Raw genomic sequence first — 14631 nt, 5'->3', positions numbered from 1 at the left:
CGGACCGCCGTTGGCGTCAGTCGGGCAGGGAGAACTGCACCGGCACCATGCCGATGGCCGGCACGGCCACGCCGTCACGCTCGGCCGGCACGAACCGCCACTGGCGCAGCACCTGCTGGCGGGCGGCCTGGTCCAGGCTGCGCGAGCCGCTGCTGCGCTCGATGCTGACGTTCACCGGCTTGCCGCTGGTATCCACTTCGACCCGCAGCAGGACGGTGCCCTGTTCGTGGCTGCGCAGGGCCTGGATCGGGTAGGCCGGCGGCGGTGCGCTGCGGTACTGCAGCTGCACCCCGGCCACCGGCGCGGACGGAGCAAGGCTCGGTGCCGCCTGCACGGGGGCCGGTTCGGCTGCGGGCAGGATGATGCCCTGGGCCTCTTCCAGCGTCGCGGTCGGGGCCGGCAGCGGCGGGACCACGGTCGGCGCGGCCTGCGGCTTGGGCACGACCTTGGCGACTTCCTGCTTCGGCTCGACCGGCAACGGCTCCGGCGGCTTCGGCTGTTCCTTGGGGATCAACCTGACCTCGGTGTTGTCGCGGGGCAGGGCGGTGATGGCCTGGTAGGTTGCCGGGATCAGCAGCAACAGGAAGGCCAGCAGGTGCAGGGCGATGGCCGCGCTCCAGGCGGCGACGCGGGCGGGATCGAACTGCAGCGGTACAACGGGATACGTACGAACCATGGTCCACCTCCATGCCAGTGACGAAGTCCTCAACGCACCAGGGCCGCCATCGGGGTTGCCGCACGCGGCTGGCAGTCAATCATTAGCGCCGCCCCCCGGCCACTGCCTAGAGGCAGGGGTGACGTCGTTGGGCTGGGCTTCATATAAAAGAGCGGGGCCAACCTGCGTTGGCCCCGCTCCGTGTCCCCACTGGTTGCCAACCCGGGTTGGCGAATGTCGTCAGCGCCCCAGTTCGAACACCACGTCCAGGTTCACCGACACGGTCGATTCACCCGGCGCCACCGGGGTGGCCTTGTCCATTGCCGCACCGGCGGCCATGGCCCGCATCGTCGGCATCGGGCGGAAGCCGCCATTGCTGTTCTCGGAGATGCTGACGATGCGGCGCACCTGCAGGCCCAGCGACTTCGCGTAGGTCTGGGCGCGGGCCTGGGCCTTCTTCAACGCGGCCAGGCGGGCTTCGTCATAGACCGGCTCCGGCTGGTCGATCTCGAACTGCGGGCCGTTGATCTGGTTGGCGCCCTGCGCGGCCAGGGCGTCGAGCACCCTGCCCAGCTTGGCGATGTCGCGCACCTTCAGGCTGACCGTGTTGCTGGCCTGGTAGCCGGTGATCTTCGGCGCCTCGTTGTCGGCATAGCGGTACTGCGGGTTGAGGCTGACGCCGCTGGTCTGCACGTCGCGCTCGGCGATGCCGGCGGCCTTGATCGCGGCCAGCACCTTGTCCATCTGCTGGGCGTTCTCGCGCATGGCGCTGTTGCCGTCTGCGCCCTGGGTGACGACACCGGCCGACAGGGTGGCCACGTCCGGCACACGGGTGGCCTCGGCGTTGGCCGAGATGTTCAGCAGGGTGCCTTCGGCCGGGGCGGCGATCGACGGCGACGACGGGGCGGCGTGGGCGGTCATCGAGGCTCCAAGAGCGAGGGACAGGGCAAGCAGCAGCGGGGTGGCGGTGCGGCGCATGGGATCTCCTTGTTATGGCGGTGAGGGTGGTGTCGTAGCGATGAACGCGCTGTGAGTCCGTTCGGGGTTGGACGCGCTTCGGGCAGGGTTGCCTACGATTCAGGCAGTGCCCTCAGGTTATGCTGTGCCGATGCTCTATCTTGCTTCCCGCTCCCCCCGACGCACCCAGCTGCTGGCCCGACTCGGACGCCCCTTCCAAGCCCTCGACCTGGAGGTGCCCGAGGTGCGTGCAGCTGCCGAAAGCGCTGAAGCCTATGTATGCCGCGTCGCGGCCGACAAGGCGCGCGCCGGCCTCGCCGCGGTCCTGGCCACGGACCCGCAGGCGCGGGTGCTGGGCTCGGACACCGAGGTCGTGCTGGACGGCGAGGTGTTCGGCAAGCCGGCCGACGCGGCCGACGCGCGGGCGATGCTGGCGCGGCTGGCCGGGCGCACCCACCAGGTGATGACCGCCGTGGTGGTGGTGGGCGCTGGCGGGCTGGACAGCGAGCTGGTCGTCTCCGAGGTCACCTTCGCCCCGATCAGCGTGGCCGACATCGCCGCCTACGTGGCCACCGGCGAGCCGCTGGACAAGGCCGGCGCCTACGCCATCCAGGGCGGTGCCGAGCGCTGGATCGAACACCTTTCCGGCAGCTACTCCGGCGTGATGGGGTTGCCGCTGCTTCATACCGATCGTCTGCTGGCGCGCTGCGGCGTGCCGGCCCCCATTGCCGATGCCGCCAGGGAGGCTGCCGATGTCTGAGGAAATCCTGGTCAATGTGACCCCGCGCGAGACCCGGGTCGCGGTGATCGAAAACGGCATGCTGCAGGAGCTGCACATCGAACGCGGCTGGCGCCGCGGCGTGGTCGGCAACATCTACAAGGGCAAGGTGCAGCGGGTGATGCCCGGCATGCAGGCGGCCTTCGTCGAGGTCGGCCTGGAGCGCGCGGCGTTCCTGCATGCCAACGACGTGATCCGGCCGGCCCCGGTGGCCAGCGCCGATACCGAGAACACCACCCTGCCGCCGCCGTCCAGCGTGCCCATCGTCGAGCTGCTGCGCGACGGCCAGGACATCGTGGTGCAGGTGGTCAAGGACCCGATCGGCACCAAGGGCGCACGCCTGACCACGCAGATCAGCATTCCCTCGCGCTACATGGTGCTGCTGCCGCAGTCCAAGGTGGTGGGTGTGTCGGCGCGCATCGAGGATGAAGGCGAGCGCGCACGGCTGAAGGCACTGGTGACCGAGCTGTCGGCCCAGCACGGCGGCTACGGCTACATCGTGCGTACCAATGCCGAAGGCCAGCCGGCCGAAGCCATCGCCGAGGACGTGGCCTACCTGTCGCGCGTCTGGAACGTGGTCGAGCGCCGCGGCCGCGAAGCCCCCTCGTGCAGCAACATCTATGAAGACCTGAGCCTGCCGCTGCGTTCGGTGCGCGACCTGATCCGCAAGGACGTGGACAAGGTGAAGGTCGATTCGAAGGAGACCTTCGCCCAGCTGCAGGCCTTCGTGGCCAAGTACATGCCGGTGCTGGCCGAGAAGCTGGAGCTGTATTCGGGCGACCGCCCGATCTTCGACATGTTCGGCGTGGAGGACGAGATCGGCCGCGCGCTGGACAAGCAGGTGCCGCTGAAGTCCGGTGGCTACCTAGTCATCGACCAGACCGAAGCGATGACCACCATCGACGTGAACACCGGTTCGTTCGTCGGCCAGCGCAACCTGGAAGAAACCGTGTTCCGCACCAACCTGGAGGCCGCGCAGGCGGTGGCCAGGCAGCTGCGGCTGCGCAACCTGGGCGGCATCATCATCATCGATTTCATCGACATGGATGATCCCGAGCACCGCCGCCAGGTGCTGCGCACGCTGGAGAAGGCCCTGGCCCGCGACCACGCCAAGACGACGGTGTACGACTTCTCGCCGCTGGGCCTGGTCGAGATGACCCGCAAGCGCACGGTGGAAAGCCTGGAGCGGCAGCTGTCCGAAACCTGCCCGCAGTGCAGCGGGCGCGGCTCGATCAAGACCACCGAGACGGTGACCTACGAGATCTTCCGCGAGATCACCCGCGCCGTGCGCCAGTTCGAGGCGGCGCGCCTGCTGGTGATCGCGTCGACCAAGGTGGTGGCGCGCATCACCGACGAGGAATCGGCGGCGGTGGCCGAGCTGGAGGAATTCCTCGGCAAGAGCATCCGCTTCCAGGCCGATGAGCAGTACCTGCAGGAGCAGTTCGATGTCGTTCTGCTCTGAGCCGCGCGGACCGGGCACCGGTCGGGGCCGATGAGCGCGCCGCCGCGCCTGCGACTGCGAAGGATCCGCCGTCATTTCGTTGCTGCCTGCGCGGTCGGCCTGGTCGTGCTTGCGCTGCTGGTGGGTACGCTCAGCCAGCTGCTGCCGCTGGCCGAGCGCCACCCCGAGGCGATCGCCGCGTGGCTGAGTGAGCGTGCCGGGCAACCGGTGCGTTTTGAACAACTGGACACCGCCTGGACCCGGCGCGGCCCGCTGCTGCAGCTCAAGGGCCTGCGCATCGGCGCGGGGCAGGGCCTGGCCATCGGCGAGGCCGAGGTGCTGGTGTCGATGTACAGCGGCCTGCTGCCGGGCCGTTCGCTGACCGAGCTGCGCCTGCGCGGCCTGGCCCTGGACCTGCAGCAGGGCGGTGATGGCCGCTGGTCGGTACGTGGCCTGCCGCAGTCCAGCAGCGGCGGTGATCCGCTGGATGCGCTGCGCCGGCTGGGCGAACTGCAGGTGATCGGTGGCCGCCTCGGTGTGCATGCGCCGGGCCTGGGCGTGGATGCCACCCTGCCGCGCATCGACCTGCGCCTGCGCGTGGATGGCGACCGCCTGCGGGTGGGCGTGCGCGCCTGGGCACAGAGCGACGCGCTGCCGCTGACCGCGGTGCTGGACCTGGACCGCCGCCACGGCAACGGCGAGGCCTGGCTGGGCGCGGATCCCGTCGATTTCAAAGCGTGGTCGCCGTTGCTGGCGGCCGGCGGCCTGCGCCTGCGCGAAGGCAAGGGCGAACTCAACCTGTGGCTGGTCCTGCGCGATTTCGCGCCGGTGGCCCTGACCACCGATTCGGACCTGCGCGAGGTGCGCGTGGACGGCGCGCCGCTGCAGGGCGCGCCGCTACAGAGCGCGCCGCTACAGAGCATGACCACGCCCGCCCTGCAGCTGCAGCGCGTGCAGGCACGCCTGCGCTGGCAGCGCCAGGGCGATGGCTGGGCGCTGCAGGTGCCGCGCCTGCGCCTGCAGAGCGGGGCGGACGAACAACAGCTCGATGGCCTGCAGGTGCAGGTGGGCAAGCAGCTGCGGATCAGCAGTGGGCCGGTGCAGGCGGGTACCGCCCTGCGCGCGCTGGCCCTGAGCGACCGCCTGGAACCGGGCCTGCGCCGCTGGCTGTACCTGTCCAAGCCGCAGCTGGATGTGCAGTCGCTGCAGCTGTGGGGCGAGCGCGACGGCCCGTTGTGGGCGCAGGGCGAACTGCAGGCGCTGGGCTTTGCCAGCGTCGGCGATGCCCCCGGTGTGCGTGGCCTGGGTGGCCGTTTCCAAGGCGATGCCGATGGCTTCAGCCTGCAGCTGAAGCCCCAGCAGGAGCTGCAGTTCGACTGGCCGACCGGTTTCGGCGAGCGCCACGACCTGCATCTGGCCGGGCAGATCGTCGGCTGGCGTGACGAAGCCGGTGGCTGGCGTATCGGCACCCCGGCGATGCGCGTGGAAGGCACCAACTATGCGGCCGACGTACGTGGCGGCGTCTGGTTCCAGGGCGACGGCACGCGCCCGTGGCTGCAGCTGGCGGCCAAGCTGGACGACGTGCCGATGACCGCCGCCAAGCGGTTCTGGATCCATTCCAAGATGAGCAAGGGCGCCACCGACTGGCTGGACGCCGCGCTGGTGGGTGGCCAGGTGCGCGGCGGCATCGGCCTGGTCAGCGGCGATCTGGACGATTGGCCGTTCGACAACAACGATGGCCGCTTCGAGGCCACCGGCCACATCAGCAACGGCGACATCCGCTTCCAGCACGACTGGCCGCTGATGGGCCAGGTCGACGCCGATATCGCCTTCATCGGGCCGGGCTTCCACATGCAAGGCCGCGGTGACCTGGCCGGTGTAGCGGTACAGAAGTTCGAGGCCGGCATCGAAGATTTCGGCCACGCGCCGCTGTACGTGCGCGCCGACAGCCAGAGCGAGGCGGGGCGCCTGCTGGCGATGCTGCGACAGAGTGGCCTGCACAAGGACTACGGCGACACGCTCGACAACCTGGTCGCCAGCGGCCCGGCCAATGTGCACTTCGACCTGCTGCAGCCGCTGCACCACGATGAAGGCGGTGGGCACCTGCAGGGCACGGTGGACCTGGCCGGTGTGAAGCTGGTGGACAAGCGCTTCGATCTGGAATTCGACGCCATGCAGGGCCAGGCCCGCTACGGCAGCGGTGGCTTTGCCGCCGAGGAGCTGGCCGTGCGCTACCTCGGCCAGGACGGCCACCTGAGCCTGCGTGCCGGCGGCTATGTGCGCAACCCGGCGCTGGCCTTTGAATCGGAACTGGCCGCGCACCTGGATGCCAAGGTGCTGATCGACCGTGCGCCGGAAATGGCCTGGCTGAAGCCCTATCTTGAGGGCACCTCGGCCTGGACCGTCGCCGTCAACCTGCCCAAGGTGGCGCCCGGTGCGCCGGCCCCGCCCAGCGAGCTGCGCCTGCATTCGGACCTGGTGGGCACCCGCCTGGACCTGCCGGCGCCGCTCGACAAGCCGGCTGCCGATGCGCTGGCGACCACCGTGTCGGCACAGCTGCCGATGGGCGATGGCCGCATCGACGTGGCGTTCGGCCAGCGCCTGGCCCTGGCCGCGCGCACCCACAACAGCCAGACCGGCGTGCAGGTCACGATGGGCAGCGACCGCGTTGACCGCGACCCGCCGACCAGCGGGCTGGCCATCAACGGCCGCAGCCCGACCCTGGATGCGCTGGAATGGATCGGCCTTGCCCGTGGCGCCGGTGGCGATGGCGACCCGATGCCGCTGCGCGCGGTGGACGTGCAGGTCGGCAGGCTGATGCTGATCGGCGGCATCTTCGAACAGACGCGGCTGCAGCTGCGGCCGGGCGCGCAGGCGCTGGACGTGCGCCTGGACGGCCCTTCGCTGGCCGGCCACCTGAGCGTGCCCAATGCCGATGGCGGCACCATCAGCGGCCAGCTCGACCGCGTGTACTGGCAGTCACCGCCGGCGGCGCCGGGGGCTGACACCGCCGTGGCCGCGACGCGGCCGCAGACCGGTGCCGATGACATGGATCCGGCCAAACTGCCGCCGTTCGCTCTGGACATCGCCGACCTGAAATTCGGCAAGGTGATGCTGGGCCAGGCGGTGCTGCGCACGCGCCCGCTGGGCAACGGCCTGAGCGTGGACGAGCTGCGCTTCCGTGCCCCGGAGCAGGAGATCGACATCACCGGCCGGTGGCTGGGCAAGGGCGCCGGCGCGCGCACCGAGCTGACCGCCAAGGTGCGCAGCGAAGACCTGGGCGGGCTGATGCAGAACCTCGACTACGCCGGCCAGCTGCGCGGCGGCTCCGGCCAGGCGCAGCTGCAGGCGGCCTGGGCCGGTGGGCCGTCGGATTTCCAGCTGGGTAACCTGCAGGGCACGCTCGACATCGATGCGCGCAACGGCCAGCTGCTGGAACTGGATCCCGGCGCGGGCCGCGTGCTCGGCCTGCTCAGCGTGGCCCAGCTGCCGCGTCGCCTGATGTTCGATTTCCGCGATTTCTTCTCCAAGGGCTTCGCCTTCAATCACATCGAAGGCGGCATGCAGTTCGGCGACGGCATGGCGCGCACCGACAAGGTGCTGATCGAAGGCCCGGCGGCCAACATCACCATCCGTGGCCAGACCGACCTGCGCCAGCAGCAGTTCGACCAGACCATCGACGTCAATCCGCGTGCAGGCAACCTGCTGACCGTGGTCGGCGCGGTGGCCGGCGGGCCGGTGGGCGCGGCGCTGGGTGCGGCCACCAATGCGGTATTGTCCAAGCCACTCGGCGAGATCGGCGCCCGTACCTACCGGGTGACCGGCCCCTGGAAGGAGCCGAAGGTGGAGGTGATCGAGCGCAGCCGTGAACGGACCCCGGCCCCGCCGCGCGCGCCTGCACCGGCTCCGTCCGTGCCGCCGACCGTCACCGACCAGCCGCGCCCGCGTTGAGCGTCGCGGCCCCTGTTCATCCGGCAGCCTTGCCTGGCCGCCTCCAGACCCCCAGATCGAGACCATGACTGATAACGCACTGACGCTTGCCCAGGACCGCCTGCTGCGCCCCGGCGGCCTGGATACCGCCGGCCTGGAGCGCACCTTCGGCCAGCTGCTCGGCCCCGGCGTGGACTTCGGCGACCTGTACTTCCAGCATGCCCGGCGCGAAAGCTGGAGCGTGGAGGATGGCATCGTCAAGGACGGCGCCCATTCCATCGAGCAGGGCGTGGGCGTGCGCGCCATCGCCGGCGAGAAGACCGGCTTCGCCTATTCCGATGACATCCATGCCGACGCGCTGCTGACCGCCGCGCAGTCGGCCCGCGCGATCTCGCGCGAAGGCGGCGCCCAGGCCGGGCGTTCGCTGCTGCGCGGCAACGCGCGCGCGCTGTACCCGACCCTGGACCCGATCGACAGCCTGGGCAACGAGGCCAAGGTCGAGGTGCTCAAGCGCCTGGATGGCTATCTGCGTGCCGCCGACCCGCGGGTGAAGCAGGTGATGGTGAGCCTGTCCGGTGGCGTCGACACCGTGCTGGTGGCCCGCACCGACGGCGTGCTGGGCGCCGACGTGCGCCCGCTGGTGCGGCTGAACGTGCAGGTGATCGTCGAGCAGAACGGCCGCCGTGAATCGGGCTATGCCGGCGGCGGTGGCCGCTATGGCTATGCCGAACTGTTCGCCGATGGCCGGCCCGAAGCCTTCGCCCGCGAGGCCCTGCGCCAGGCGCTGGTGAATCTCGAAGCCGTACCGGCCCCGGCCGGCGTGATGCCGGTGGTGCTCGGCCCGGGCTGGCCCGGCGTGCTGCTGCATGAAGCCGTGGGCCACGGCCTGGAAGGCGACTTCAACCGCAAGGGCACCAGCGTCTACGCCGGCCGCATCGGCGAACGCGTGGCCGCGCCGGGCGTGACCATCGTCGACGACGGCACCCTGGACGGGCGCCGCGGTTCGCTCAACATCGATGACGAGGGCCACCCGAGCCAGTGCACCACGCTGATCGAGGACGGCATCCTGGTCGGCTACATGCAGGACAGCCTTAATGCCCGCCTGATGGGCGTGGCGCCGACCGGCAACGGGCGTCGCGAGTCGTTCGCGCACCTGACCATGCCGCGCATGACCAACACCTACATGCGCGCCGGCGAGCACGATCCGCAGGAAATGATCCGCTCGGTGAAGAAGGGCCTGTATGCGGTCAACTTCGGTGGCGGCCAGGTCGACATCACCAGCGGCAAGTACGTGTTCTCGGCCACCGAGGCCTACCTGATCGAGGATGGCCGGATCACCGCGCCGGTGAAGGGCGCGACCCTGATCGGCAACGGCCCGGAAACCATGCAGAAGGTGCGCATGGTCGGCAACGATTTGGCCCTGGACGAGGGCGTCGGAATCTGCGGCAAGGATGGCCAGAGCGTGCCGGTGGGCGTGGGCCAGCCTTCGCTGCTGATCGAAGGCATCACTGTCGGCGGTACCCAGGCCTGAGCCGGGCGATGGCCAGCGCCACCGCCCGGGCCGGCGGGGACTCAGTCCTCGTCGGCGTCGTCGGTCTTGACGTCGTCGGCCTCATCGGCCGCGGCTTTCAGGCCCAGCGCCGCCGGCAGCATCAGCGTGCGCAGCACCTGGAAGATCTCGCGGTAGGCGCGCGGCGGCTTGTTCTTGGCCTTTTCGGCCTGGGCGTTGCGCACCAGCGTACGCAGCTGCTGGCGGTCGGCCTGCGGGTACTCGTCGAGCAGGGCGCCGAGCGCCTTGTCGCCATCGGCCAGCAGGCGCTCGCGCCAGTCTTCGGCGCGGTGCATCATCGCCACTTCACGGCGGCCGGTTTCGCTGTTGGCGTCCAACGCATCGCGGATCGCGTCCAGCGTGGCGTCTTCCTCGCGGCGCATGTGCTTGGCCAGGAACGCCAGCTGCCGCTTGTGGGCAATGTGGGCGGTGATCCGCTTGCACTCGGCGATATGCGGGAGCAGGTCTTCCGGCACCGGCAGGCGCGCCAGCTGGGCCGGGGTCAGCGACACCAGCTTCTCGCCCAAGGCCAGGACATCGAGCGCGTCGCGCCGGTTCTGGCTGCGGCTCTTGTCGTGGAATTCACCGGTTTCTTCGTCGCGTCCGCGCATCGTCCATACCTGATTTCAAAAAAAGTCGCCCGGCGTGATGCCGGGCCCAACCCGCACAGGATAAAGCATTGAACGTGATCGCCCCTGAAGTGGCCGCCGGCGACGACAGCCCGGCCCGTCTGGAACGCCTGGCCGACCTTTCCCAGCAGCTGCTGGAGCGCGCCCGCGCGCTGGGCGCCAGCCAGGCCGAAGTGAGCTGCAGCGAAGACCGCGGGATGGAAGTGAACGTCCGTCTCGGCGAGGTCGAGACCGTGCAGTCCACCCGCGACCGCGGCATTGCCATGACCGTCTATTTCGGCCAGCGCAAGGGCAGCGCCAGCACCGCCGACCTGAACGAGGCGAGCCTGGCGGCCACTGTCGAGCAGGCCTGCGCGATCGCCCGCCACACCGAGGACGACCCGGCTGCCGGCCTGGCCGACGCGGCGCTGATGGCCCGCGATTTCCCCGACCTGGACAGCTGGCACCCCTGGGCACTGCAGGCCGACGAGGCAGTGGACCTGGCCCTGGCCTGCGAAGCGGCCGGCCGCGAGGCCGACCCGAGGATCAGCAATTCCGACGGCGCCTCGGTGTCCAGCATGCAGAGCGTCTCGGTCTACGCCAATTCGCACGGCTTCATCGGCCGCGAGCGCGGCACCCACCATTCGGTCGGCTGCGCCCTGATCGCCGGCAGCGGCGATGGCATGCAGCGCGACGGCTGGTACACCGGCGGCCTAGCCCGCGAGGACCTGGAGGCGGCGGACCACGTGGGCCGCCGCGCCGCCGAGCGCACCGTCTCCCGCCTGCAGCCGCGTTCGTTGCCGACCGGCAGCATGCCGGTGCTGTTCGCCCCGGAAGTGGCGCGCAGCCTGGTCGGCCACCTGCTTTCGGCGGTGTCCGGCGGTGCCCTGTACCGCCAGGCCAGCTTCCTGCTGGACAGCGTCGGCCAGCAGCTGTTCCCGGACTGGATGCAGATCGAGGAGCTGCCGCACCTGCGCCGCGGCCTGCGCTCGGCCGCCTTCGACGGCGACGGCGTGGCCACCCGGGCCTCGGCCCTGGTCCGCGACGGCGTGTTGCAGCGCTACGTGCTTGGCAGCTATTCGGCGCGCAAGCTGGGCCTGCAGACCACCGCCAATGCCGGCGGCGTGCACAACCTGCAGCTGGCGGCCAACGCCGGTTCGCTGCACGATATCGCCCGGCAGATGGGCCAGGGCCTGCTGGTGACCGAGCTGATGGGGCAGGGCGTGAACGGGGTGACCGGCGATTATTCGCGGGGCGCCGGCGGCTTCAAGGTCGAGAACGGCGAGATCCAGTACCCGGTCGATGGCATCACCATCGCCGGCAACCTGCGGGAGATGTTTGCCGCCATCGAAGCGGTCGGCAGCGACGTCGACCCGCGCTCGCACATCCGCACTGGCTCGATCCTGGTCGGGCGGATGACCATCGCTGGTAATGATTGATGTCATTGATGGCGTAAGCTATGCGCGCCTGACGCGACCGGCCTGCCGCCGGTCGGTCAAGACCACCCAAAAAAAAGGAGTTTTGTCGTGAGCGATTTCGAAAACGTGCCGGCCGCCTCGAGCGTGCCGAGCGACCAGCGCACCATGGCGCTGGCAGCGCACCTGCTGGGCATCTTCACCGGTTTCATCGGTGCCCTTATCATCTGGCTCATCAACAAGGATGACGCCGGCAAGGGCTTCGTCACCGACCAGTCCAAGGAAGCGCTGAACTTCCAGATCACCGTCGCCATCGCGGTGCTGGCCTGCGTGATCCTCAGCTTCGTCATCATCGGCGCCATCCTGATGCCGATCGTGTACGTGGCCAACCTGGTCCTGTGCATCATCGCTGCAGTGAAGTCCAACAACGGCGAAACCTACCGTTACCCGTTCACCCTGCGCCTGATCAAATAAGCGGCAACGCTCAACGACGCAGAAAGAAGCGCCCGGCGATGCCGGGCGTTTCCATTTGGGGCGCGTATGGTAGCGCCGGGCCATGCCCGGCGAGCGCGGCGCGCGGCTGCGTCAGCGCTTTCAGTGATCGCGTTCCACCGCCAGCGTTGCCAGCGCACGCAGTGCGTCGGCCTCTTCGCCATGGCCGGCCAACACCGACTGCATGCGCGCTGCCAGCTCACGCAGGTGCGCCTTGGCACCGTCCATGCCCAGCAGGGCAGGGAAGGTGCTCTTGTCCTGCGCCTGGTCCTTGCCGGCGGTCTTGCCCAGCTGCTCGGAACTGGCTTCGACATCGAGGATGTCATCGCGTACCTGGAAGGCCAGGCCGAGCGCATCGGCGAAGTCATCCAGCTGGGCCAGCCGTACCTCGGGGGCGTGGCCGCACAGCGCACCCATGCGCACCGCGGCGCGGATCAGCGCACCGGTCTTCAGCGCGTGCATGCGGGTGAGTGCGGCCAGCGACTGCTGCTGGCCAGTGGCATCGATATCCAGCGCCTGGCCACCGCACATGCCGGACGCACCGGAGGCGTGGGCCAGGGTCTGCAGACAGGCCACGCGCAGGGTGGCCGGCAGCGGTGCATCGGCCAGCAGGCCGAACGCGCGGGTCTGCAGGGCATCGCCGGCGAGGATCGCGGTGGCCTCGTCGAAGGCGATATGGGTGGTGGGCTTGCCACGGCGCAGGGCGTCATCGTCCATCGCCGGCAGGTCGTCATGCACCAGCGAATAGGCGTGGATCATCTCCACCGCCATGGCGGCGGCATCGAGCTGGTCCAGCGGTGCGCCGAACAGCTGGCCGCTGGCATACACCAGCAGCGGGCGCATGCGCTTGCCACCGCCCAGCACCGAATAGCGCATCGCCTGGTGCAGGCGTTGCGGCGCATCGGCCGGCGAGGGCAGGGCGGCATCGAGCTGGCTTTCGATACGGTCGCGCCAGCGGGCGAACTGCGCTTCAGCCGTCATGGCTGGGCGGGTCGAAGGGTTCTGCGGTTTCGGGCTGGGCCGGATCGCTGAGCAGGCGCACGCGCAGCTCGGCCTGCTCCAGCGCCTGCTGGCACTGGCGGTACAGACCGACGCCGCGTTCGTAAGCACTGAGCGAAGCTTCCAGGCTCAGCTCGCCGGTTTCCATCTGCTCCACCAGCTGTTCCAGCGATTCAAGCGACTGCTCGAACTGGGCAACAGGGGAGGCGTTTTCGGGGGACTTCTTGGCCATGCGACAAGTGTGGACGGCTGCCGCGCGGGGGTCAATTCACCAGCCGCCGGGCCGCCACTGCAACTGCGCATCGTGGTCCTGCAGCCAGGCCTGCAAGGGCGCGGAAACCACCACGTCGGCGGCGGCCAGCAACTGCCCGCCATCGAACAACAGGGGCAGCTGCGCACGCCGCCAGGGCGCCAAGTGCTCGCGCTGCAGGCAGTCCTTCAACGCGTGTGAATGGCTGCGGCCGGGCAGCAGGATGCGTTCGCCACCCTGCCGCGGACGCACCTGCACCGGCCGCTCAAACGCCGCGCCGCCGAGCAGGCGCAGCTGCCCGCCATCGGGCAGTGGCAGCGGCGCACGGCCATCCCACGCGGCCTGCCAGTCCGCTGGCAGGGCGGGCAGGTGTGCCGGCAACAGGTAGGCGTGGCCACGCCATTGCTGGATGGCATGATCCTGCCAGCGCACCTGCGCCTGGCGATCGCTGGATGCTTCCAGCAGTTCCAGCTGCAGTTGCCGCAGCACCGTGGCCGACAACGGTGCTGCGCCATGCGCGCGCACCCAGGCACGCAGCACGCGCGCACCGCGCGCGGGCGACACCTGGCGCAGCAGCTCCAGCGACAACACCCGTGGCGCCACTTCGAGATGGGCGATCAGTTCGGCATCTTCCTCGTCCAGCAACGCGCGGGTCTGCGCGCAATGGTCGGCGCTGCCGGCCAGCGCCGCGGCCGCGTGCGGCCAGCGCTGGCGCAGCAGTGGCATCACGTGCAGCCGCAGGAAATTGCGGTCGGCGTCGTCGCGCGCGTTGCTGGGGTCTTCGATCCAGTGCAGGGCACGTGCCTGCGCATAGTCGCGCAGCGCGTCGCGTGCGGTGTGCAGCAGCGGCCGCCACAGGCGGTGGCGCTGCAGGGTGCTGTCGACGGCCATCGACGCCAGGCCATCGATGCCGGAACTGCGCAGTGCACGCAGTAAAAACGTTTCGGCCTGGTCATCCTGGTGCTGGGCCAGTGCCAGCGTTTCGCCGTCGCGCAGTTCAGCGGCAAAGGCCGCGCGTCGCGCCTGTCGAGCGGCGGCTTCCAGGCCCAGGCCGGCAGCGGTGTCGACCTGCACGCGATGCACGGCGAGTTCGATGCCCAAGGCATCACATTGCTGCTGGCAGTGCTGCACCCAGGAATCGGCGCTGGCCTGCAGGCCGTGGTGCACGTGCACGGCGCGCAGCGGTGTGCCGCTGGTGTGGGCGCAGTGTTGCAGCCAGTGCAGCAGCACGGTCGAGTCCAGGCCGCCGCTGTAGGCGACGAGCAGCGGGGTTTCCAGCGTGACCAGAGTGGGAAAGGTACTCACGGCGGCAAGTATAAGGGGGGTGTCTGGCAGGGCTGCGCCCTGCACCTGCCGAAGCCGAAGCAACAGCAACAGCGGGCTTACCGTGGGATGGCGGGGTGGGTCCGGTTGAGGGGGACGCTGCAAGTACGTCCCTGTAAGCTCGGTCGCCGCTTGCTCGTGTGCGCTGTCCTGCGCCCACGGCAAGACCGGGGTTGGGCGTCCTGCCCAACCCGCCCGAGGCATGCCTCGGGCCCATGCCGCTCACACCCCCTC

General features: G+C 69.8%; 12 protein-coding genes. 6 read left to right on the top strand and 6 right to left on the bottom strand.

All coding sequences use genetic code 11. The annotated features are described in order from the left end of the window. Positions 1 to 16 precede the first annotated feature (16 nt). Both NQ204_RS10500 and NQ204_RS10495 read right to left on the bottom strand, forming a co-directional pair. The gene (locus tag NQ204_RS10500; RefSeq protein WP_116864714.1) at positions 17 to 676 is read right to left on the bottom strand and encodes an energy transducer TonB; all 660 of its coding nucleotides are present in this window, start codon (positions 674 to 676) and stop codon (positions 17 to 19) included. A gap of 219 nt (positions 677 to 895) precedes the next feature. Next, entirely contained in the window at positions 896 to 1633 is a 738-nt protein-coding gene (locus NQ204_RS10495) for an SIMPL domain-containing protein (RefSeq protein ID WP_256643833.1), read from the bottom strand. Between the two features lie 130 nt (positions 1634 to 1763). Here NQ204_RS10495 and NQ204_RS10490 point away from each other — a divergent pair, with 130 nt between their 5' ends. From NQ204_RS10490 to tldD, 4 genes are all read left to right on the top strand, one after another. Then, complete coding sequence (locus NQ204_RS10490) at positions 1764 to 2372, top strand: Maf family nucleotide pyrophosphatase (RefSeq protein ID WP_256643832.1); 609 nt, start codon at positions 1764 to 1766, stop codon at positions 2370 to 2372. Continuing rightward, positions 2365 to 3852 (top strand): ribonuclease G, encoded by a 1488-nt coding sequence (gene rng / locus NQ204_RS10485; protein WP_116864711.1) that lies wholly within the window; start codon positions 2365 to 2367, stop codon positions 3850 to 3852. The genes NQ204_RS10490 and rng overlap by 8 nt, the downstream gene beginning before the upstream one ends. A gap of 30 nt (positions 3853 to 3882) precedes the next feature. Next, entirely contained in the window at positions 3883 to 7782 is a 3900-nt protein-coding gene (locus tag NQ204_RS10480) for a YhdP family protein (RefSeq protein WP_256643831.1), read from the top strand. 64 nt (positions 7783 to 7846) lie between these two features. After that, complete coding sequence (gene tldD / locus NQ204_RS10475) at positions 7847 to 9292, top strand: metalloprotease TldD (protein ID WP_200753320.1); 1446 nt, start codon at positions 7847 to 7849, stop codon at positions 9290 to 9292. A gap of 41 nt (positions 9293 to 9333) precedes the next feature. Here tldD and yjgA read toward each other — a convergent pair whose 3' ends face one another. After that, positions 9334 to 9921: a ribosome biogenesis factor YjgA gene (gene yjgA / locus NQ204_RS10470; protein ID WP_116864708.1), complete on the bottom strand. Its 588-nt coding sequence runs from the start codon at positions 9919 to 9921 to the stop codon at positions 9334 to 9336. 68 nt (positions 9922 to 9989) lie between these two features. Between yjgA and pmbA the strand changes: the two genes are divergently transcribed. Next, a complete protein-coding gene (pmbA, locus tag NQ204_RS10465) occupies positions 9990 to 11357 on the top strand; it encodes a metalloprotease PmbA (protein WP_116864707.1) in 1368 nt (455 codons plus the stop codon). Between the two features lie 87 nt (positions 11358 to 11444). Then, positions 11445 to 11807, top strand: coding sequence for a DUF4870 domain-containing protein (locus NQ204_RS10460; protein ID WP_116864706.1), 363 nt, complete (start codon positions 11445 to 11447; stop codon positions 11805 to 11807). 120 nt (positions 11808 to 11927) lie between these two features. On the opposite strand, the gene NQ204_RS10455 is transcribed toward NQ204_RS10460, so the two are convergent. Genes NQ204_RS10455 through tilS form a run of 3 tightly spaced genes read right to left on the bottom strand, consistent with a single transcriptional unit; the run spans position 11928 to position 14379 of the window. Then, positions 11928 to 12806 (bottom strand): polyprenyl synthetase family protein, encoded by an 879-nt coding sequence (locus NQ204_RS10455; protein ID WP_116864705.1) that lies wholly within the window; start codon positions 12804 to 12806, stop codon positions 11928 to 11930. Continuing rightward, the gene (locus NQ204_RS10450; protein ID WP_006381978.1) at positions 12796 to 13056 is read right to left on the bottom strand and encodes an exodeoxyribonuclease VII small subunit; all 261 of its coding nucleotides are present in this window, start codon (positions 13054 to 13056) and stop codon (positions 12796 to 12798) included. The genes NQ204_RS10455 and NQ204_RS10450 overlap by 11 nt, the downstream gene beginning before the upstream one ends. Before the next feature lie 36 nt (positions 13057 to 13092). Beyond that, entirely contained in the window at positions 13093 to 14379 is a 1287-nt protein-coding gene (gene tilS, locus NQ204_RS10445; RefSeq protein ID WP_256643830.1) for a tRNA lysidine(34) synthetase TilS, read from the bottom strand. Between the last annotated feature and the right edge of the window lie 252 nt (positions 14380 to 14631).

Source organism: Stenotrophomonas testudinis, assembly GCF_024499815.1.
In the GTDB taxonomy this organism is placed as follows: domain Bacteria; phylum Pseudomonadota; class Gammaproteobacteria; order Xanthomonadales; family Xanthomonadaceae; genus Stenotrophomonas.
Note: the sequence above shows the minus strand (reverse complement) of the source record. Positions and strands in the feature narration are given on the sequence as shown.

Excerpts from the sequence above, each read along its gene's own strand:
- NQ204_RS10500 (WP_116864714.1), bottom strand. The coding sequence starts at position 676 with ATGGTTCGTACGTATCCCGTTGTACCGCTGCAGTTCGATCCCGCCCGC.
- NQ204_RS10495 (WP_256643833.1), bottom strand. The coding sequence starts at position 1,633 with ATGCGCCGCACCGCCACCCCGCTGCTGCTTGCCCTGTCCCTCGCTCTT.
- NQ204_RS10490 (WP_256643832.1), top strand. The coding sequence starts at position 1,764 with ATGCTCTATCTTGCTTCCCGCTCCCCCCGACGCACCCAGCTGCTGGCC.
- rng (WP_116864711.1), top strand. The coding sequence starts at position 2,365 with ATGTCTGAGGAAATCCTGGTCAATGTGACCCCGCGCGAGACCCGGGTC.
- NQ204_RS10480 (WP_256643831.1), top strand. The coding sequence starts at position 3,883 with ATGAGCGCGCCGCCGCGCCTGCGACTGCGAAGGATCCGCCGTCATTTC.
- tldD (WP_200753320.1), top strand. The coding sequence starts at position 7,847 with ATGACTGATAACGCACTGACGCTTGCCCAGGACCGCCTGCTGCGCCCC.
- yjgA (WP_116864708.1), bottom strand. The coding sequence starts at position 9,921 with ATGCGCGGACGCGACGAAGAAACCGGTGAATTCCACGACAAGAGCCGC.
- NQ204_RS10455 (WP_116864705.1), bottom strand. The coding sequence starts at position 12,806 with ATGACGGCTGAAGCGCAGTTCGCCCGCTGGCGCGACCGTATCGAAAGC.
- NQ204_RS10450 (WP_006381978.1), bottom strand. The coding sequence starts at position 13,056 with ATGGCCAAGAAGTCCCCCGAAAACGCCTCCCCTGTTGCCCAGTTCGAG.